The organism is Nostoc sp., from assembly GCF_036916985.1.
Classification (GTDB): Bacteria; Cyanobacteriota; Cyanobacteriia; order Cyanobacteriales; family Nostocaceae; genus Nostoc.
Genome location: NZ_JBALFD010000013.1, coordinates 100,018 through 121,114 on the forward strand (window position 1 = coordinate 100,018; position 21,097 = coordinate 121,114).

General features: G+C 41.6%; 10 protein-coding genes. 6 read left to right on the top strand and 4 right to left on the bottom strand.

Annotated elements, in window-relative coordinates:
- Nucleotides 1–262: 262 nt before the first annotated feature.
- Entirely contained in the window at nt 263–3,055 is a 2,793-nt protein-coding gene (gene secA / locus V7L07_RS03440; RefSeq protein ID WP_335055077.1) for a preprotein translocase subunit SecA, read from the top strand.
- Between the two features lie 596 nt (nt 3,056–3,651).
- Complete coding sequence (gene dnaK, locus V7L07_RS03445) at nt 3,652–5,556, top strand: molecular chaperone DnaK (protein WP_334706699.1); 1,905 nt, start codon at nt 3,652–3,654, stop codon at nt 5,554–5,556.
- 435 nt (nt 5,557–5,991) lie between these two features.
- Here dnaK and V7L07_RS03450 read toward each other — a convergent pair whose 3' ends face one another.
- The 3 genes from V7L07_RS03450 to V7L07_RS03460 all read right to left on the bottom strand — a co-directional run bounded on the left by V7L07_RS03450 (nt 5,992) and on the right by V7L07_RS03460 (nt 15,608).
- Nucleotides 5,992–11,997 carry an nSTAND1 domain-containing NTPase gene (locus V7L07_RS03450; RefSeq protein ID WP_335055079.1) on the bottom strand — a complete coding sequence of 2,002 codons (6,006 nt, stop codon included), beginning with the start codon at nt 11,995–11,997 and terminating at the stop codon, nt 5,992–5,994.
- 197 nt (nt 11,998–12,194) lie between these two features.
- Complete coding sequence (locus V7L07_RS03455; protein WP_335055082.1) at nt 12,195–13,619, bottom strand: ATP-binding protein; 1,425 nt, start codon at nt 13,617–13,619, stop codon at nt 12,195–12,197.
- A gap of 108 nt (nt 13,620–13,727) precedes the next feature.
- Nucleotides 13,728–15,608, bottom strand: coding sequence for an ABC transporter ATP-binding protein (locus V7L07_RS03460; RefSeq protein WP_335055084.1), 1,881 nt, complete (start codon nt 15,606–15,608; stop codon nt 13,728–13,730).
- Nucleotides 15,609–16,139: 531 nt separating this feature from the next.
- On the opposite strand from V7L07_RS03460, the gene V7L07_RS03465 reads away from it, so the two are divergent.
- The 4 genes from V7L07_RS03465 (at nt 16,140) to V7L07_RS03480 (ending at nt 20,064) form a co-directional block, all read left to right on the top strand.
- The gene (locus V7L07_RS03465; RefSeq protein WP_335055086.1) at nt 16,140–16,319 is read left to right on the top strand and encodes a hypothetical protein; all 180 of its coding nucleotides are present in this window, start codon (nt 16,140–16,142) and stop codon (nt 16,317–16,319) included.
- Nucleotides 16,320–16,559: 240 nt separating this feature from the next.
- Nucleotides 16,560–17,573 (top strand): Npun_R2821/Npun_R2822 family protein, encoded by a 1,014-nt coding sequence (locus tag V7L07_RS03470; protein WP_335055088.1) that lies wholly within the window; start codon nt 16,560–16,562, stop codon nt 17,571–17,573.
- A gap of 135 nt (nt 17,574–17,708) precedes the next feature.
- Nucleotides 17,709–18,239, top strand: a complete 531-nt coding sequence (locus tag V7L07_RS03475) for a GNAT family N-acetyltransferase (protein ID WP_335055090.1) — start codon at nt 17,709–17,711, stop codon at nt 18,237–18,239.
- Nucleotides 18,240–19,041: 802 nt separating this feature from the next.
- Nucleotides 19,042–20,064 carry a tetratricopeptide repeat protein gene (locus V7L07_RS03480; protein WP_335055092.1) on the top strand — a complete coding sequence of 341 codons (1,023 nt, stop codon included), beginning with the start codon at nt 19,042–19,044 and terminating at the stop codon, nt 20,062–20,064.
- Nucleotides 20,065–20,296: 232 nt separating this feature from the next.
- On the opposite strand, the gene V7L07_RS03485 is transcribed toward V7L07_RS03480, so the two are convergent.
- Complete coding sequence (locus tag V7L07_RS03485) at nt 20,297–21,076, bottom strand: SDR family oxidoreductase (protein ID WP_335055094.1); 780 nt, start codon at nt 21,074–21,076, stop codon at nt 20,297–20,299.
- Between the last annotated feature and the right edge of the window lie 21 nt (nt 21,077–21,097).

A 21,097-nucleotide genomic window follows, 5' to 3' on the forward strand; every position in this document is an offset into this window, starting at 1 on the left:
TAACTCTTAACTCCTAACTCTATTCCCCCACTCCCTCTCTGGCCCCATCTGGGGGCAAAATGATACTATGAAGAAAGACTAAATATAAGATAAGAGTTAAAACCAATCATTTAATAGACTGATTGGATAGTTTTTCTCCTGTTTTTGAGGTAATTCTCCTTTCAAACCCATCCACAACCAAGACGGTTAGGCTGGGTTAAATGTTTATAATCAATGCCGACCCTGTAATTCCCATCCCCTTGATTCAGTTCTATAACCTGCCATGCTAAAACTTTTGTTGGGCGACCCCAACGCTCGTAAGCTTAAAAAATACCAACCTTCTGTTACTGAAATTAACCTTTTAGAGGAAGAAATTAAGGCTCTTTCTGATAATGAATTAAAAGGTAAAACCGTTGAATTTAAACAACGACTCGCCAAAGGCGAAACCTTGGATGACATATTGCCAGAGGCTTACGCCGTTGTTCGGGAATCAGGACGGCGAGTCTTAGGCTTGCGGCACTTTGATGTCCAACTCCTTGGCGGGATCATTCTGCATGTAGGGCAAATTGCCGAAATGAAAACCGGCGAGGGTAAAACACTAGTTGCCACCTTGCCAAGTTATTTAAATGCCCTCACTGGTAAAGGTGTACACGTCATCACCGTGAACGATTACCTGGCTCGTCGGGACGCTGAATGGATGGGACAGGTGCATCGGTTCTTGGGGCTGAGTGTAGGGCTAATTCAGGCAAGCATGACTCCCAGTGAACGCCAGAAAAACTACGACTGCGATATCACTTATGTTACCAATAGCGAGGTCGGCTTCGACTACCTGCGGGATAACATGGCGACATCAATGGCAGATGTGGTGCAACGCCCGTTTAATTATTGCGTAATTGACGAGGTGGACTCAATTTTAGTTGATGAGGCGCGGACACCACTGATTATTTCTGGGCAAGTGGAAAGACCTACAGAAAAGTATCTACAAGCTGCTGAAATAGCATTCACACTTAAAAAAGACGAACATTACGATGTAGATGAAAAAGCTCGTAACGTTCTATTGACAGATGAAGGGTTTGCTGAATCGGAAAATCTTTTAGGAGTCACAGATTTATTTGACCCAGAAGATCCTTGGGCGCACTTTGTTTTCAATGCAATTAAAGCCAAAGAACTTTTCCTCAAGGATGTAAATTACATCGTCCGCAATGGTGAAGTCGTAATTGTGGATGAATTTACCGGTCGCGTGCTAGCTGGAAGGCGTTGGAGTGATGGATTACACCAGGCAATTGAAGCTAAAGAACACGTAGAAATTCAGCCAGAAACTCAAACTCTAGCGACAATTACGTATCAAAATATGTTCTTGCTGTATCCCAAACTCGGTGGGATGACAGGAACGGCAAAAACCGAAGAACCAGAATTTGAAAAAATTTACAAACTCGAAGTTGCGGTAATTCCCACCAACCGCGATCGCCGCCGTGAAGACTTGTCTGATATGGTCTTTAAAACAGAACCAGGCAAGTGGGGTGCGATCGCCAGAGAATGTGCCGAAATGCACGAACTCGGCAGACCTGTATTAGTAGGAACCACTAGTGTAGAAAAATCCGAACTTCTCAGTCGCCTATTGAAGGATTTGAAGATTCCTCACGAATTACTTAACGCCCGTCCCGAAAACGTCGAACGTGAGGCGGAAATCATCGCCCAAGCCGGACGGAAGGGTGCTGTTACCATTGCTACTAACATGGCTGGTAGAGGTACAGACATAATTTTGGGTGGTAACTCCGAATATATGGCGCGCCTGAAACTGCGGGAATACTTCATGCCCCGGATTGTCCAGCCAGAAGATGAAGATAGCTTTGGTGTGCAAAGACCAGCCGGATTACCCACAGGACACGGCGGTGGTCAAGGCTTTGTCCCTGGTAAAAAAGTCAAAACTTGGCGGGCTTCGCCAGAAATTTTCCCTACCCAGTTAACCAAAGAAACCGAAAAACTACTCAAAGACGCAGTAGAAATTGCAGTGCGTGAGTATGGCGAACGTAGCTTACCCGAACTGGAAGCTGAAGACAAGGTAGCTGTAGCCGCAGAAAAAGCTCCCATCGATGACCCAGTAATTCAGAAATTGCGGGAAGCCTACAACCAGGTTAAGCGGGAGTATGAACAATTTACGACCCGCGAACATAATGAGGTCGTAGAAATTGGCGGTTTGCACGTAATTGGTACAGAACGCCACGAATCGCGGCGGATTGACAACCAGTTGCGCGGACGTGCAGGACGACAAGGCGACCCCGGAACCACAAGATTCTTCCTCAGTTTAGAGGATAACCTACTGCGGATTTTTGGTGGCGATCGCGTTGCTGGATTAATGAATGCCTTCCAAGTGGAAGAAGATATGCCCATCGAATCTGGGATGCTTACCCGCAGTTTAGAAGGCGCACAGAAAAAAGTTGAAACCTACTACTACGACATTCGGAAGCAGGTGTTTGAGTATGACGAGGTGATGAATAATCAACGTCGTGCTATTTATGCTGAACGCCGCCGAGTGCTAGAAGGTCAAGATTTGAAAGAACAGGTGATTAAATACGCTGAAAAAACGATGGATGACATCGTTGACTTTTACATCAACATAGACTTGCCCTCGGAAGAGTGGGAATTAGAAAAGTTGGTTGAGAAAGTCAAAGAATTCGTCTATCTGCTAGCAGATTTACAAGCTAGTCAATTAGAAGATATCACCGTCAGCGAGATTAAAGCCTTCCTCCACGAACAGGTGCGAATTGCTTACGACCTCAAAGAAGCGCAGATTGACCAAGTTCAACCCGGACTGATGCGCCAAGCGGAACGCTTCTTTATCTTGCAACGCATTGATACCCTGTGGCGGGAACACCTGCAACAAATGGATGCCTTGCGCGAATCGGTGGGATTACGTGGTTATGGACAAAAAGACCCATTGATTGAGTACAAGAGCGAGGGGTATGAATTGTTCTTGGATATGATGGTTAACATTCGCCGAGATGTGGTGTACTCGTTGTTTATGTTCCAGCCTCAGCCTCAATCACTGGTACAGGCTTCCTCTGAAATGGTATAAGTAGGGAATATCCACACAGAAACGCAACGAAAAGTCTGGGCGTCGGCTTTATGCCACAGCACAGAATTAGTAATTTTGCAAGCGTCTGTTTTTGCTAACGCCAAGAGTAAACAGAACTTTCCAAAATAGAGGCGCAAAGAGTAATTTTGCGCCTCTGTTTTATGGTGAATTATGGAAACGATGCTTGGGTTGAGCTACACATACGCACTTTTTCATCCTTATATTCTCAGTGCTTCTGTAGTTTGTTACCTCTAAAGACGGCAAACACCACTCAGACGTTACGGTTCACCCTAATTGCTGAAAGTATTAATTCTTCTACATTAGACAGAGTGAAGGCAAATTAATCCATGAACCAACTAAAAACACAATTTAGTTAGTTTAACCGTCCCAAGCAAGGTTCGGGAAACCACCCTTCATGGACTGGCTACCACTAAGCTTCAGTATATATATCAGCATAATCTGGAGTTTTTACCCCAGAAGAGCCAAAACAAAGGTATTCATGCTGAACTGGCTGATTTATTGACCCTGTTGGTTCAAAATTTAGTCCTTTATATTCTCATTCATTCATTTGTAGTTATACGGAGCCAGCACCTAAAATGGCAAAAGTAGTTGGAATTGACTTAGGAACAACGAACTCCTGCGTGGCAGTGATGGAAGGTGGTAAACCCACAGTAATTGCTAATGCTGAAGGTTTTCGGACAACGCCATCAGTAGTTGCATTTGCAAAAAATGGCGACAACTTGGTTGGCCAAATCGCCAAACGTCAAGCGGTGATGAACCCCGAAAATACGTTTTACTCAGTCAAACGCTTTATCGGACGCCGCTACGATGAAGTGAGTAACGAAGCTACGGAAGTTTCTTACAAAGTCCTCAGCAGCAACGGCAATGTTAAATTAGATTGTCCGATAGCTGGTAAACCGTTTGCTCCTGAAGAAATTTCTGCAAAAGTTCTTCGCAAACTAGTTGAAGATGCCAGCAAATACCTGGGTGAAACCGTAACCCAAGCTGTAATCACCGTTCCCGCATACTTCAACGACTCCCAGCGACAAGCGACAAAAGACGCTGGTAAAATTGCCGGGATTGAAGTTCTGCGGATTATCAACGAACCGACAGCCGCTTCTCTGGCTTATGGATTTGACAAGAAGAGTAACGAAACCATCCTCGTATTTGACCTTGGTGGTGGTACTTTCGACGTATCCGTGCTGGAAGTAGGAGATGGAGTATTTGAAGTACTAGCCACATCTGGTGATACTCACCTTGGTGGTGATGACTTTGATAAAAAAATAGTTGACTTCTTAGCTGAGAAGTTCAAAAAAGCCGAAGGTATTGATCTACGCAAAGATAAACAAGCTTTACAACGTCTGACTGAAGCCGCAGAAAAAGCCAAAATTGAGCTTTCTAGCGTCACTCAAGCAGAAATTAACTTGCCATTTATCACTGCTACCCAGGATGGGCCCAAGCACCTGGATACAACCCTGACTCGCGCTCAGTTTGAAGAACTTTGCTCTGACTTAATCGACCGTTGCCGCATTCCTGTGGAAAATGCTCTCCGGGATGCCAAGTTAACCAAAGGCGATATTGATGAAGTCGTGTTAGTTGGTGGTTCTACCCGGATTCCCGCAGTCCACCAGATTGTGAAGCAGGTATTGGGTAAAGAACCCAACCAAAGCGTTAACCCTGATGAAGTAGTAGCGGTTGGTGCAGCCATTCAAGCCGGGGTACTGGCTGGTGATGTAACTGGCATTTTGCTATTAGATGTGACACCCCTATCTTTGGGTGTGGAAACATTGGGTGGCGTGATGACCAAAATTATCCCCCGCAACACCACAATTCCCACCAAGAAATCGGAAGTCTTCTCCACTGCTGTGGATGGTCAAACCAACGTAGAAATTCACGTCCTCCAAGGTGAACGCGAATTCTCTAACGATAACAAGAGCTTGGGAACCTTCCGCCTCGATGGTATTCCTCCTGCACCACGCGGCGTCCCTCAGATTGAAGTAGTGTTTGATATTGACGCCAACGGTATTCTTAACGTCACCGCTAAGGACAAAGGCACTGGTAAAGAACAGTCCATCAGCATCACCGGCGCTTCCACACTGGACAAAAATGATGTTGACCGGATGGTAAGAGAAGCTGAACAAAATGCTTCATCTGACAAAGAGCGGCGTGAGAAGATTGAACGCAAGAACCAAGCCGATTCTTTGGCATACCAAGCTGAAAAGCAGTTACAAGAATTGGGCGATAAAGTTCCCGATGCTGACAAAACTAAAGTCGAAGGTTTAGTGAAAGAACTGCGGGAAGCAGTTGCTAAAGAAGACGATGAGCAAATCAAGAAGCTGACCCCAGAATTGCAACAAGCGCTATTCGCTGTTGGTAGCAATATCTATCAGCAAGCTGGTGGCGGTGCTGCGCCAGGTGCGGAACCTCAAGATAGCGGTTCTACATCTAGCTCTGGTAGCGGCGATGATGTGATTGACGCTGATTTTACAGAGAGCAAATAATTCCCTGACTTCTTTTGGGAAGATTGTTTTGTCCCACCTCATATTACCCACTCAGGCATTTGTCTGGGTGGGAATTTTTTATTAGTATATGGTCTAGTTGCAAACTAGCGATCGCACTCCAGAAATAGGTTAGGAATAACAGTCTTTCACTTTTTTTGTAGATGTCGTCACAGAGATAGCGATCGCACTTCAGAAATAGGTTAGGAATAACAGTCTTTCACTTTTTTTGTAGATATCGTCACAGAGAGAGCGATCGCACTCTAGAAATAGGTTAGGAATAACAGTCTTTCACTTTCTTGTGTAGATGTCGTCACACAGATAGCGATCGCACTTCAGAAATAGGTTAGGAATAAGAGTCTTTCACTTTTTTTTGTAGATGTCGTCACAGAGATAGCGATCGCACTCCACCAGAAATAGATTAGGAATAACAGTCTTTCACTTTCTTTTGTAGATGTCGTCACACAGATAGCGATCGCTCTCTGCTTTTGGGTTATTCTTCAGATAATCATGCGCCTCGTTGCAACCGCGTTTGAGCAGTTCCTTGAGGTTAAAATTCCAAACTGAAATTCCATTGCCAAAAGGAGCAGCAATAGTTTTACCATCTGGACTAAAACTAACATCATTCTGACCAAAGCGATCGCTAAAGGTTGCTAGCAAAGTACCATCAATGCTCGATAGTTTAACAGTCTTATAACTAGCAGATGCTATCATCTGACCATCAGGGCGGAAACTGACTTTATTGACAGGCTCTTCAGTATTTAAATTTTTTCTTTCCTTGCCTTCTAAATTCCAAACTCTCACGGTTCGGTCTTTACTAGCTGAGGCAATCATTTTGCCATCGGGACTAAAATTGACACTGTTGACACCATTCTCATGCTTGTCAAAAGACATAAACATTTTACCATCAAGTTGCCATACTTTAACGGTTTTGTCATCACTAGCTGAAGCAATAAGTTGACTATCTGGACTAAAACTGATGCTGTTAACATTGTCTTTGTGCCCTGTGAATGTTTTGAGAAGCTTACCGTCACGCTGCCAAAGTTTTACAGTGTTATCTTTACTAGCTGAAGCTATGAATTGACCATCAGGGCTAATGCTGAGGCTTGTAATCTGATTAGTATGTCCTTTAAGAGACTGTAACAACTGCACTTCCTTACCTATTCCAATAGGAATCTGCCAGATTTTTACTACATCTATACCACTAACAATTGCTATTGTATCAGTGTTATTAATAAAGTTCACTTCTTTGACCCAATTACCTTGGTTATTGATAGTTTTAATTCGGGATATATCTCTACTTGTCTTACCATCAATTTTCCATAATTGAACCTTATTCTCTTGCGTACGGATAGCTAGATTTTTATCGCTGAAGCTCATTGGCAATTTATCATCCTCATCATCATCCTTGTTTTCAATTTTCTCAGTAGCCAAGCGCTTAGTATTACTATCATTTAGACCTGTGATAGTTTTGAGCCAAGTACCATCCTGACGCCAAATTTCTACTGTATTTTTATTAGTTTGTATCACTAAAGTTTGACCATCATGATTAAAATTCACAGATTTAATCTCTGCTTTTTTAGTTTTAACTTGAATATTTTTGAGGAATGTACCATTACTTTTCCATAGTTTGACATTATTCTTTTCTTCAATTGTGGCTAAAGTTTGTAAATCTGGGCTGAAACTCTTTACAGGTTTATCAATTTTTGAGAGCAAATACCCATCCCGTCTCCAGAAATTCACTTGTTGATAATTTCGATTAACTAGAACCTGACTATCTTTTGTGAAATAAGAGCTGTAGCGGAAGGGTGAGAAGTAGTTGTAGCTATAATCTATTTCTGAAATCGTTGTCAGTAAAGTACCATCAATTCGCCATAATTCTAACTTTATTTTCAGGTTATTATCATGTGTATCACGTCTAAAAATGGCTATTAATTCTCCATCAGGACTAAAACTAGCTAAACCTTCTAAATTATTAATAGACTTAATTATTTTACTCTTTCGTTGCCAAAATCTCAGATTTTTTCCATTTTGAATAGCTAAAATTTCGCCATCATTACTGAAACCTATATTATCAGAGTTATTATCCTTAATAATAGTAATGTTTTTCCCATTTCTTTGCCAAACTTTTATAGTTTTATTCTCATCAAAAGTAGCAAAAAACTCGCTATTTGGGCTAAAAGTTATTTGATTAACTCTGTTTTTGTCACCTTTGAGCGTAGCAATATGTTTGCCGTCACTTGTTGAGAGTTCTACTCTATTGTCATCTTGAACTAGTGCAATAGTTCGTCCATCGGGGCTAAAGCTTCCCGGTACAACATCACCATAGAGAGTTTTAATAAAAGTGCCATTGCGTCGCCAAAGTTGTACTGTATGCTCCTCACTGGCTGTAACTAACATCTGGCTATCTGGACTAAAACTAACTTGTGAATTATGCCCTGGTAAGGTTGTTTTTAGAGTACCGTCTTGCTCCCACAGTCGTACATTGTCTTGGCCACTCACAGAAGCAATTAGCTGACTGTTAGGGCTGAAACTCACATTATTTACCACAGATTCATCAGGGTTTTTGAAATCCTTGTCCTTTTCTAAACTCCAAAGTTTCACAGTTCTGTCTTCACTTCCAGAAGCCAACATTTGAAAGTCGGGGCTAACACTGACGCTGGTGATTTTATTTCCATGACCTTTGAGTTCAAAGATCGTTCCTATATTTTCAGCGTCAATTTGGTCGATTTCTACGCTTACTTCACTTTCACTAAAACTAGTTAAAGCAATACTCTTGCTATCAAGACTAAAACTTACACTCCTACCAGACGAACTAAGGGTTTTGATCAAAGAACCGTTACGTCGCCAGAGTTTCGTAGAGGTGTATTCACCTCCTGTTGAAGCTATGGTCTGACCATCAGGGCTGAAGGTGACTTCAGTAACAGGATTTTCCTGATTTAATGTTTTGATAGCTTTGCCATTCAAAGTCCAAAGTTTGACCATGTTGTCTTCACTACCAGAAACAATTAGCTGACCATCAGGACTGAAGCTGACGCTAGTAATACTTTCCTTATGTCCTTTAAAGGTTTGGATTACTTCACCTTTAAGATTCCAAAGTTTAAAAGTTTTGTCCTTACTTGCAGATATCAACTTTTGACCATCGGGACTGAAGTTGATACTGGTAATTTCCTCGTCGTACCCCTGAAAGTTGGTGATTTTTTTGCTATCCCAACTTATAAGTAGTACTTTCCCGTCTACAGTGCCAGCAGCTATCATCTGATCATCACGGCTGAAGCTGACGCTGGTAATCTTTTTGTTATGAACTTTAGAATTATAAATTTCTCTGCCGTCCCGACTCCAGATTTTTAGTGTCCCATCTTCAGTGCCAGTAACCACTCTCTGACTATCATGGCTAAAACTCACACAGGTGACAGTATCTTTATACCCTTCTAAACTATTGCGCTCTCTTGTTTCATAAACTACATCCTGTAGTGTGGTCAACAGTTTCATTTGGGTTTCGGGTTGTGCTCCTATTGACCACCATTGTTGTAATCGTTTACCTGCTTTTAGAGATTCTACAAGCGCTTCCAAATCTTTATTTGAGTCAAGTTGACTTTTTGACTCCTGAGTCATAGAGTACAGATTGGCATTGTTCTGACTGATTAACACTAGTGGCAAGAATATTGTTAATCCCCCAACGATCGCTCCTAATGCTACTTTCCAGACTAAGCCTCTACGTGTCTCTAAAAGTTGTTGTTGCAGAACTTCATTCAACTTCGCTTCTGTTAGCTTTCGTTGTTCTCTCTCTTTTTCCAACTCAGCAATTAATCTGGCTGATTGTTGCTGGCGTACAAATGGCACTAAATAATCATGTACTAGTTGATAGCGGTCAGCAGGTGATGCTGGTACCCTTAGCACTAACCCTGATTTCACTAAAATTTCTAAAATTAAGTCGAGTTTTTCAGTTTTTACATCTAACTCTAATTCCAAATCAGCACGAGTTTTTAAAGGGCGGGTATTCTTTTCATCTGTGAGTAAATATAAAACTAGTTTGGCTATCTGTTCATTATCAGAACCGCAGTCTTGGACAATTTCTTCTAAAAATCGCCCAACAAATTTTTCTTTAGGGCCATGTTGCTGATACTGTTCTAGCTTCGTTATTTTTTCTGTTTGTAATTGCGCTCCTACTACTTGCAATTCAATGGGGCGTACTTCGCCTAAGTCTCTAGCTAAATCCTTCACCAATTCATCAATTAATGGTGCTTCTAAAACTGACTGGCTTTTTTGAGTTAAGTTTTGAATAATTAATTTAGCGTCTTCTAATGAAAAGTTATCCAAATGATAGAGAATATCTTTATCTAAAATATTGTTACTAATAACATCAAAATTTGCCAGCCGATTATTGCATTCTAATAAATAATGTAGATAATCTTCGCGCAAGGACAAGATAACCTTTATATAAGGAATATCTAGACAGTCACGTAAAAATTCGTAAAATTTTCGTCTATTGCTTGGATCATTATAAATAAAGAAAAATTCTTCAAATTGATCGAAGATTAAAACTGTCAACAGGTTATAATCATCATGTTTTTCTAATTGGTTGAGAATAGACTTTTCCCCTGCTGTATCTTCTCTTAAGGGAGGAGAGTATTCATAGCTTCTGCCTTCATAAGGAATTCGGGGTAAGTCAGAAATAGCATCTCGTAAACGGTTGCCTAATTCTATAATCCAATCTGGATAAACTTGCTGTAAAACAGGCAAAACATCACGAACACCAATGGATCTCTGTTTCAATGCCGGGATTAATCCAGCCTGTAAAATTGAACTTTTACCAACACCTGATTGCCCATGAATAATTGTTAATTTGCGGTCATGTTGACCCATGCGCTCAATGAGGCGATTAATATCTTGCTGTCTTCCAGAAGCAGCGATTTCTGTGGCTACTGTTTCTTGTTGTTCAACGGATGCTAAAGCTGGGTTATTTACTGTTTGTTGTGCTTGTAACCTACCTGCACCAATGAATGCACGGAAACCATATTGCTGTTCAAGCGATCGCTGTTCTTGTTTAAGATGAAATGCAGTTAGATATTTACCTTTTTTAAAATAGTTTGCTCGTAACTCTGCCAAAATGCGAATATAAAGCTCTGGATCGTATTGTGCTTTGGTTTCTGTTCTGGCAGTTTCTAAGGTTTGCAGTGCTGCTTCTGGTTGATTGAGTGCAGATTGCGATCGCGCTAACGCAAACAAATACCAACCTCGATGATACGACCTTTCCCAATCTAAATCTGCTTTCATCTCCTCTGAGACTGGCTCAGATGTATCTATTTGCACGCTATCGAGCAGAGAAAGCGCTTGTTCTGCCGTTTGCTTTGCCTCGTTCCAAGCTGATTTAGCAATTAGCACCTCAGCCAGAAAGCCATAAGCCCTAGCTAGTTTAAACTGATTGGGATAGGTTTGATGTAACACAATTGCTTTGTTAGCAACAGCCTCCAACTCTTGCCACTCTTGCAAATCTTGCAGTACAGAACCTAAAGCATTGATAAATTTTGCTACCAAATCTTGGCGATTAGCTTGCTCAAATAGCTCAATACATTCCTGAAAATAATCTTTAGCACAACCAATAGCGCGATCGCGTTCAGGGTGATGTAACACTGCATAGGTACGCCACCAAAGTCCTAGAGAGTAAAGTAAACAGGCGCGTCGTTCTAAAAAACTGGGTGATGGAGAATCGTTGACAAAAAGAGCTAAACTACGCTCGTAATATTGCCCTGACAATTCCAGTGAACTAGAATTCGCCCGACCTAGCATAAACTCTAGACTCGCTTCCAGTTCTGGATTTAAGCTCAAACGACGATTTTGTAAATCATGCCATGCTGACTCCAATTCAACTCGGCGTGGAGAGCCAACTTGTAAATTTAGCGCTGTACTATCGAGATATCTGCCTGCACCAGCCGCTAAAACTTTTTCAAAGACTTCATCAGCAGTTTGCTGGATAAAATCAATTAAATCATCAGTGGCGATCGCAAATTCAACGATAGTACTCCAACTGTGTAAATCTGGTGCTAATCGCATAAGTTTGTGCAGCACGTCATCCGTTACCCACAACACTAATGGGAAGTGAAAGTTTTTTCTAAACTCTTCCCTGACCTGATTCGCACCACTCAGTACTTGTTCTAGCTTGTTGACGGATTCTAAACCAGATACTACCAACGCCTGGGGATGCTCAGAACCGAGTATATTTTGGATAGTATGGAAAAATTTTTTAATCGACTTATCTAAAACTATCTCCCGAATATTCAAATCACTCGACGCTTGCAGACTTTGCATCAAACGCCTTCGCAAACTAGCTCCATTACAGAGTGCCAAAATCAGGGAAAATTCTTCTTGAGAAGTAGCGATCGCCCATGCTAATTCTTGTAAAGAATTTTCGTTTTTGCTTGCGAGTGGCTGTGGATCACTCATGACTAGACCTCGCTTATAGATAGGGAGAGTGGGAGCAGGAGGAGAATACAGCACTTCCGGCAGCTATGAGGTACATCTTCAAAGCTGAAAGCTGTGATACAAAGAGGGGCACGAGGAAAACTGTATTGCATAATAGCCGGAAGCGCTGTAATAACTCTTAACTCCTCACTCCTAACTTCTAACTCTTAACTCTTAACTTAAAGCTTTAACCCTGGTGCTTCTGCCAAAATCGGATTAATTTCAAACCAAGACCCCTGAGTGTCTCGGTACTCATAGACGAATCGACTGTGTACCAAAATTCGGTATCCATCATCGCCGCTTACCCATTTCCGCTGTTTTACTTGACGTAACAATTTCCACTCATCATCTGTGATTGCTAAGGTCATTTGATTGCAGTAGGCTCTAATTACAGTTTCTAACCCTGCACGCGATAAAGGCAGTTTTCTTTCCTTTTTGATCCAATCATTGAGCAGTCTGAGTAATTCGCGGACATGGCCGCCACTAATTCGGCAGAGTCTTTCTAATGTTTCTGGAGTATCAAAAATCTCTGTAATCCAGCCGAGGCGTTCTTCTGGCTGATTATCAGGATAAGCTCTTGCTAGGATCATTTGTGCCAATAGTGCCATCCCTTCAGCGCATTCACTGCCATCGCGTAATTGCACTGGCACCATCGGTAACACTTTTGGATAGACCATAAATCGCTGTGTTAACCTGCTCAAGTCGTTGGAAAACATCAACTCTAAAGGCATGGTGTAAACCACATGGCACTTGAGTTGAGTTAATTGTTCTCCCCGATCTACAAATAGATATTCAGGCTGAGGTCGTCCCCAAGACTTGTTCGCAGTCTCGACGCGATCGAGATTATCGACAATTACCACTAGTCCTTTTTTGCCGTATTGCTTCAGTTTAACTATGGCAGGTTCGATTAATTCGTCGTTAATTACATCTATAATGCCTTTGGTGCGCGGCCCTAAATATTCTCTTAACTTGTTGCGAAGTTCAGGGCTATTTTTGGTTTTGGCTGTAATCTTGCCAATGCCCAGCGCTACCACTGATACCCCTTCTTTCTCATTTGCTTTCAGTTCTCCAAGACCTGGAATTTTCGCTTCAGCCGCAAACTTGCCGTCAGTACTCGCAGAAACTTTACCAATGCCAGGAATTGATGCTTCAGCAGCAACTTCAACTTCTGTCATCAACAGTTTAGCGGCTCCTTGAAGTATTTTCTTCAGACCTTGGGGTTCAGGAATTTCTAGTTTTTCTAAGCTATCGAGACTTTCACTAACTCGGCGAGCTACGCTTAATAAAATATCACTAATATCGACATCACCCATTTCCAGGTCTTGACTGGACTCAAAATATACCACATGGAAGTCTGCTTGCTCTAATTCTGCTTTCAGTCTGAGCAATTCTGTAGATTTACCACAGCCAATGTGGCCTGTAAATAATTCGCAGGTAGGGACTTCCGGTGAGAAAAATGTAATATTCTCTCTTAACTCCTCAATGATCCTGCCACCACGCACTGAAGAAAAATCAATATAGTACTTTCGATCCTCGGCATTTTCTACAGCCAAAGTCTTGCTAGGGTTGCAAGCCTGGTAAAACTTCTGTAAATCCAGTTTCATTAACTACCTCACAACAAGGCTTTTCTTTATTGTCAACACAAACCCTGTGACATATTCCGCAAAATCAAGTAATTTTTGGAAAAAATGTGAGTTTTAACGATCTATCGGCTAACTTCCCAACATCTGCAAATTGTGTAAAGTGGCGTAAAGCCCTTCCTGTTGCAGTAGTTGATCGTGACTTCCCTGTTCGATTAATTCGCCCCGCTTGAGAACAAAAATCCGGTCTACATTGCGAATTGTAGACAAGCGGTGAGCGATAATAATGGCGGTACGTCTGAGCAATAGCTGGTTTAATGCCTCTTGAACTGAAGCTTCTGTAGCCACATCTAAACTAGCGGTAGCTTCATCTAATACCAAAATTTGGGGATTGCGAATGGCAGCCCGCGCAAAAGCTAAAAGTTGCTTTTGACCACTAGAAATATTTGTGCCCCGTTCTCGAAGTTGAGTATCATAACCTTGGGGTAGTTCTTCTATAAACTGGGCAATGTTGGTTTCTTCTGCCGCTTGTTGAACCTGTTCAATAGTGTAGCCATCTCCTAAAGAAATATTGCTTTTAACATCGCCGGCAAACAAAAAGCCTTCTTGTAAAATTACTGCCATGTAGCGCCGCAGTTCTGCCTGTGGGACTTCTCGAATATCTACGCCATCGATGAGAATGCGTCCTTTGGTGGGTTCGTAGAGGCGGCACAAAAGCCGGATAATCGAAGTTTTACCTGCACCTGTGGGGCCAACTAATGCAATTTTTTCACCAGGACGAATGGTGAAATCTAAATCTTTAATTACGTAATCATCATTTTTGTAAGCAAACCAGACGTGATCGAAATGAATTTCTCCTAGTTCTGGGGGAGAAGTTAGGTCTGGGGATTCTAGATTTGCCACGATTTCGTCTATGTAGCCAAATTTCGCATCAAAGATTGAGAAACGAACGTTGGCGCGATCGCGGATTTCTATCGGTTCATCTAAGATATCGCCGACGCGTTCAATGGCAGTGAAACCAGCTTGAATTACTGTAAATTTTTCGGCAAAATCCCGTAAGGGGTCAAATAATCGCTGGGCATACAAGATAAATGTAGATAATGTTCCAAAAGTCAAGCTTTTTCCCAATAACAACCACCCACCCACGCACAAAACACCTGCGATCGCAATTAATCCAATCCACTCTAAGGTTGCGGAAACAAATGAATCATAAAAAATGGTTTTATCCACTTGCTGAGTGTAGTTGTTGTTCGTAGCACGAAACAATTCGGCATTAAATTTTTCTCTGCGAAACAATTGGACGACGTTAATGCCAAGTACATTTTCTTGTAGCTGCGAATTCAGAATAGAAAGTTCTTCCCGTCCTTTGTAATTGGCTTTGCGGTACTGTTTCTGAATGTAAACAATTAACCAGCTAATTGGTAATAGTATTAATAGCAGCAAGCAAGCGAGTTGCCACTGGATAGAAAACATTAAACTCAAAGTTACCAGCATTAAAAACAAATTGGACACAATGCCAATTGCCCCAGTAGAAAAGACATCACCCAATACTTCCACATCGCTGGTGATTCTGGTGATTAATTTACCTACGGGTGTGCGGTCAAAAAAGCGTACTGCTAGAGATGTCACATGCTGGAATAAGTCTTGGCGAATTGCTGCGGTGATTTGCTGCCCTAGCTTTTGGACTATATAACCTTGGACACCTGTCAACATTAGTTGGATGGCGATCGCAATCACCAATGATCCCTCTAGGATATTTAACCCTTGAGAGAAGGGACGATTCCTAAAAAATTCGTAAGCGCTTGGTTCATGCCGAATCAGGGAGATTACTTGGCCGATTAAGAACGGTTGTAAGGCATTAGCTAGGGCGATCGGTACTAGTAGGCACATTGACAGCGCCAATAACCGGCCGCTACGACGGGCATAGGGTACTAGACGCAAAAACAACCGCCAGTCATTTTCACGGCGTCGGTCTTGCCTGTAGGATTTTTTCAGAGATTGGTAGATGCTCATAGTAAGAGCATTATATTAATGTTTGCAAAAAAATATTAATGTTTGCAAAAAAATACGCCTAACAATTTGTCTTAAGCAATTTTGTCGCTCAAGAGCAACAAACAAGACATTTGGCAAGCGATCAGTCGAGTCGTGGCCAATTTTTGGGTTCTTGTCTTGATTCATTACCGTTATAAAACTTAATAACTGTTTACTCTACGCGTAGCATCTCCTAGAGAGCCTCATGATCAATTCTGTTAGCACAACGGTAGCGAGTCTGCGTACCCTTACAAGAAGCAAGCTAGGGACATCCAAAAATTAAATTACTCAATTTTTGCATCCAATAGGAGCAGGGGGACAAAGTAGACAAGGTAGCAATATCTCTCCCAAGTCTCCCCAAAGCGATTGATTATTTTTGTATTTGGAAGTCCTCTACGTGCATCGTCTGTCTGCGACACGCTGCGGACATAGAGAGCATCATTACGAATTCTTTTCAAGATTTTTCGAGGCGATCGCCTGGAATAAATTTTAATCAATACGCATCAAGTAATAATGATGAAATTAATTATCAAATTGGGCACTTTTAAGAAAATTTCGTCAGAAATTGAATTTATTGACTTACCCAAAAACGCTATTTATAATAGTTGTGCTGAGTTCTTATCTATCAACTTCCTGGCGCGATCGAGGCTGCGATCGCAGACGAATGTGCAAGAAGTATTGCAAATAAACTAAATTTGAAGAAGAATTCAGAAGTCAGGAGTCAGAATCAATCCGGTTATTCAGACGCGACTCGAAAATACTCGCTACCGCTGCGCGATCGCAGACTCGCTCATAGCGTTGCCATGCCGTTCGCGTTAGCATTTCTGAAAGAGAAGGCTTTACGCTGCGCTATCCACTTTTTTGGTCAAAATTCATTCTAAATTATGACGACTGACTCCTGAATTATGTTCGATAAAAATTAGGATATATCTTATGGAATCTTTCGGTATTTATACACTTGCAGATGATGCCGTTTACGATCAATTAGTGGCATTTTTGAATAGCATTGAAGTTAATGTTAGCCCCGATATTCCAGTTTGTATTATTCCCTATAATGAGAGATTAGACTTAGTTCAAAAAGAAATAAAGTCTAGAAAAAACGTCAGCATTTTTGAGAATTGGGAGGCAATAGAGTACTGGGAAAATTTTGCTCACCAAGTTTGGGCAGTTCATCCAGGTGCTAGAACTTCTAAAACCTCACATAATTGGTGGTCATCAGGTCACTTACAAAGAAAAATGTGTGTTTTTAACGGACATTTTGATCGGTTTCTATTTTGTGATGCTGATAGCCTTCTCATGAAACCAGTTGATGATATTTTTGAAAAATTAAACGCATACAATTTTGTATTTGATGACTGGATACACACTAAAGAACGTACAGAAGTACCATTAAATATTCCACTTTTAGAAAAGTCCAAGATTGCTTACGAAAAGGACATACGTCCTAGACTTCATTGCTCTGATTTTTTTGGTTCTAAATCAGGGTTATTTCCAGAAAAAGATTTAGATTTATATAAAAAATTATTAATTGAAGATGGAGAGATTGAATGGCTAACTGCATGGTGGGATGATGCACATTTGTTTAATTATTTGACATGGAAATCAAATCTGGCCTTATTTAATTTTACTCTCAGTCCAAACGGTCAAGAAAGAACAGGTAACTGTGCTAATTCAGATCCATTTGTAAATATTAATAATATTCTTTACAACCAAGATGAATTAAAACCAATTCATCGTATTCACTACATGAACTATTCCTATACTGATTTTGTCCGTTTATCTCAAGGCGAAGATGTCAAGATTTGTTACAGAGATGAGTTTTTATACTATCGTTTTCTTAAGGAACCGGAAAAAAGACCGCAACAGCTAAAACAGCCGAACATTGTTACCAAAAGTAATCGATTAATTCAAAAAGCAGTGAAGAAACTTCAAATAGCTCTTGCTTAAGTTTTAGAATATTTGGCAACAACTGAAGATTTGAAAAAATTCTGGTTAGTGCTTGTATTTTGCTCTGCCTCGTTCAGAATAGGATCGGATAATTATCTTGACAATTTCTAAATTTAATTCTGAATTGGGGCAATTATGGAGATAGAAACTGCGCGGCTGCAACTAAGGCACTTCTCTCTAAAGGATTTTGATTACCTATTTCGCCTCTACAGCGATGTAGAAGTGATGAGGTATCTGTTGCCAAGAACAAGGGAACAAACCCAGACAAGTTTAAATAAACATATCCAACAGTGGCAACAACAAAACTTTGGGATGTGGGCAGTAATACACAAAGAAACTCGTAAAATGATTGGCCGTTGTGGACTTAGTTTTCTGGAAAATACTCCAGAAGTTGAGCTTGGCTATGTGTTTGACAAGTCCTATTGGAATATGGGAATGGGGACTGAAGCCTCACAAGCAACTTTAAAGTTCGGATTTGGGGAAGTGAAGCTTGATCGGATAGTTGCGATCGCACATCCAGAAAACATTGCTTCAGTGCGTGTGATTCAAAAGCTAGGGATGAAGTACGAAAAGGATGCTAGCTATTACGGTCATGATGTAGTTTACTACGCTATCTCACGCACAGAATGGCAGCCAGATGATTCTCTTTACATTTTGAAATCTTAAATAAGTCGGAAATCTCAAGGAAACAGCCCCCTCAAAACCTCTCTCCTTTCAGGAAAAAGGTCAGATTTTATAAGAAGAATTCCGAACTCAGGAGCGGAGCCGGAGACGCTCCGCCTCCAGTCAGAATTCAGTATTCAGTATGAATTCTGTGCGAGTGGGTAATGAATATTGGTTAAAAGCAAGTCCAATGGTGGGCGAAAAAAATTAAAATATTCTCGCCTGAAAACTCTATCCCTTTACGGGTAGAGTTTTCTGAATTCTGTTAGCGCAGCGGGGCGTAGCCCATTCTGTATTCTGACTCCTGTTTTATCGTAAATTAAAGGGTTTAAGAACCTGCAATCTACATGTAGCACCCATTTCAGTCGGGGTTTGTCTTGAGAAATCGCTCCACTTGGGATGCATCCCAAGACCGCGTTTCTCGCTAAATCCCCCGTTAGCGCTAGCGTAAAGCCTTCTCTACGAGAGGCTGCGCCAACGGCATGGCAACGCTATGAGCGACGGAGGAGCGTCAGTTGCTACAACGCTCTTAACTTATCGCTTGGCACTTCTCTTCTCTACGAGACGCTACGCGAACGTCTGAAATTTCTTTAATTCTGAATTTTGAATTGTTAAGCGCCTCTACTAGGGTATTTTGTATTAATTGCTTCATAAATACTCATGTAAATCTGAAATAATACCATACTTATCTCTTTACGTCTTATATCTAAAGATAGAAGATTAAGGTTAAAATTTGGGAAACCTAAGAGAGGTTCATTCCCAAGAGATATCCTGCTTAATTATCGCAGAGTGCAACTGAGGTCAGATGACGCAACCATTAAATCAAGTCAAAGAGTGGGAACAACGTCGTGATGAAGCAAACCGCTACTATCAGCGGGGTAAATTTCAAGAGTATCTCGATCTGGCAACTGAGAATTTATACTTAGCTAGAGCAATTCCAGACCGAGCTAGGGAAGGTTATACATTGAACGATCTCGGTTTAGCTTACCTCAGTTGCTCGCAACCTCAAAGGGCATTAGAGCGGTTTCATCAGGCGCTTTCGGTTGCTGTTGAAATTAGCAACGCTTCCGCAGAGGCAACTGCACTTAGCAATTTGGGTTCTACCTACAGCCGTCTAGGACGATTTTCGCAGGCGTTGGAATATTTTGATCGAGCGCTTTCCATCTTCAGGCGATTGCAAGATATTCAAAGTGAAGTTTCTACGCTCAATGATGTAGCACTAATTTATACCCGACTGGGGGAACCGAAGCGGGCACTGTTGTTACAACACCAAATTTTGACGATGCGGCGATCGCTAGGTGACTTTTCTGGTGAAGCAACAACCCTAAATGGCATTGGGTTCGCCTACAATGTCTTAGGCAAGTTTGAGCAAGCTCTAGAATTTTTTCAAGCAGCACTCCCAATTCAACGAGCTGTGAAGAATTTGCTTGCAGAAGCAACCACTTTGAATAATATTGCTTCTGTTTATCATGATTTAGGAAGACCGAAAGAAGCTCTATTACTCTACTATCAAGTTCTTTTGACACGTCAGGCAATTAGCGATCGCTCTGGTGAGGCCACAACCCTTCATAACATTGGTTTTACTTACACTACTTTGGCACAACATCGGCAGGCAATGAAGTTTTACAAACAAGCCATTGCAATTTATCAACAACTGGGCGATGCTCTGGGAGAAATTTCGACTTTGCTAAATATGGGAAACCTTTACGCCACAACCAGACGCAAAAAAATGGCGCGATTGTGTTTCCAAAATGCCCAAGAGTTAGCAGAGCAAATCGAACATCAGCCACTCCTAGAAAAAGTACAGCAGTTCGTAGATTCACTCTAGCCAAGTAGGTCAAGTCTTACATCAGTTTTCATGTATTTGAGCTACATCTGTCGTAAGCGCACATCTGTGCATAGGTGTCAACTTAAGACCTGGCGAATAGAATTCGCGGCTATACAAACTCTCGTCCGCCTCCGCGGACTAAGAGAAAATTAATGTTTTTAACCCGCGCAGGCGGGTTTCGTCTGTGTAGACGCGGTTTCTAACCGCCCTTTTAACGTTAAATGGAGATGGGTTATTTTGATGTTCGGCGGTTAACTAGGGTAGCGCTAGCTTGGTCAACAGGCATCAGTACAACTTCATTGATATTGACATGGGGCGATCGCGTCACACAGAAAAATATCACATCAGCGATGTCATCTGCTGTTAGGGGTGTAACTCCCTCATAGACTTTGTTGGCGCGTTCAGTATTTCCGTGAAAGCGTACCTCGCTAAATTCCGTTTCTACCATACCAGGATCAACGGAAGTTACACGTACCCGCGTTCCCAACAGGTCTTGTTTTAAACCTTCAGAAATTGCTCTGACAGCAGCTTTAGTAGCACAGTAGACATTGCCACCGGGATAGGTTTGATGTCCGGCAATGGAACCTAAATTTACCACATGACCGCGATCGCGACTCACCATTCCTGGAACAACATAGCGGGAGACGTAAAGTAAACCCTTAACGTTAGTATCAATCATGTCTTCCCAGTCTTGAAAACTGGCTTCGTGCAACTTGTCTAAACCGCGACTTAGACCAGCATTATTAATGAGAATGTCGATGTCAGCCCAGGCGGGGGGTAGAGTAGCAATAGCAGATTCAACAGCGCTGCGATCGCGCACATCTAGCTGTAATAGATGAATTTCAGTACTAAAATCTTTATTAAGAGTATCTGCTAGCTGCTGTAAACGTTCTAACCGTCGTGCCGCCAAGATAAGTTTTGCACCCGCACCAGCGAAGATTCTGGCGCAAGCAGTACCGATACCACTACTTGCACCAGTGATCAAAATGGTTTGATTTTGTAGAGAAGTCATTAGGATAGTTAGGAGTGAGGA

Coding starts and splice junctions, on each gene's coding strand:
- secA (WP_335055077.1), top strand. CDS start 263: ATGCTAAAACTTTTGTTGGGCGACCCCAACGCTCGTAAGCTTAAAAAA.
- dnaK (WP_334706699.1), top strand. CDS start 3,652: ATGGCAAAAGTAGTTGGAATTGACTTAGGAACAACGAACTCCTGCGTG.
- V7L07_RS03450 (WP_335055079.1), bottom strand. CDS start 11,997: ATGAGTGATCCACAGCCACTCGCAAGCAAAAACGAAAATTCTTTACAA.
- V7L07_RS03455 (WP_335055082.1), bottom strand. CDS start 13,619: ATGAAACTGGATTTACAGAAGTTTTACCAGGCTTGCAACCCTAGCAAG.
- V7L07_RS03460 (WP_335055084.1), bottom strand. CDS start 15,608: ATGAGCATCTACCAATCTCTGAAAAAATCCTACAGGCAAGACCGACGC.
- V7L07_RS03465 (WP_335055086.1), top strand. CDS start 16,140: ATGATGAAATTAATTATCAAATTGGGCACTTTTAAGAAAATTTCGTCA.
- V7L07_RS03470 (WP_335055088.1), top strand. CDS start 16,560: ATGGAATCTTTCGGTATTTATACACTTGCAGATGATGCCGTTTACGAT.
- V7L07_RS03475 (WP_335055090.1), top strand. CDS start 17,709: ATGGAGATAGAAACTGCGCGGCTGCAACTAAGGCACTTCTCTCTAAAG.
- V7L07_RS03480 (WP_335055092.1), top strand. CDS start 19,042: ATGACGCAACCATTAAATCAAGTCAAAGAGTGGGAACAACGTCGTGAT.
- V7L07_RS03485 (WP_335055094.1), bottom strand. CDS start 21,076: ATGACTTCTCTACAAAATCAAACCATTTTGATCACTGGTGCAAGTAGT.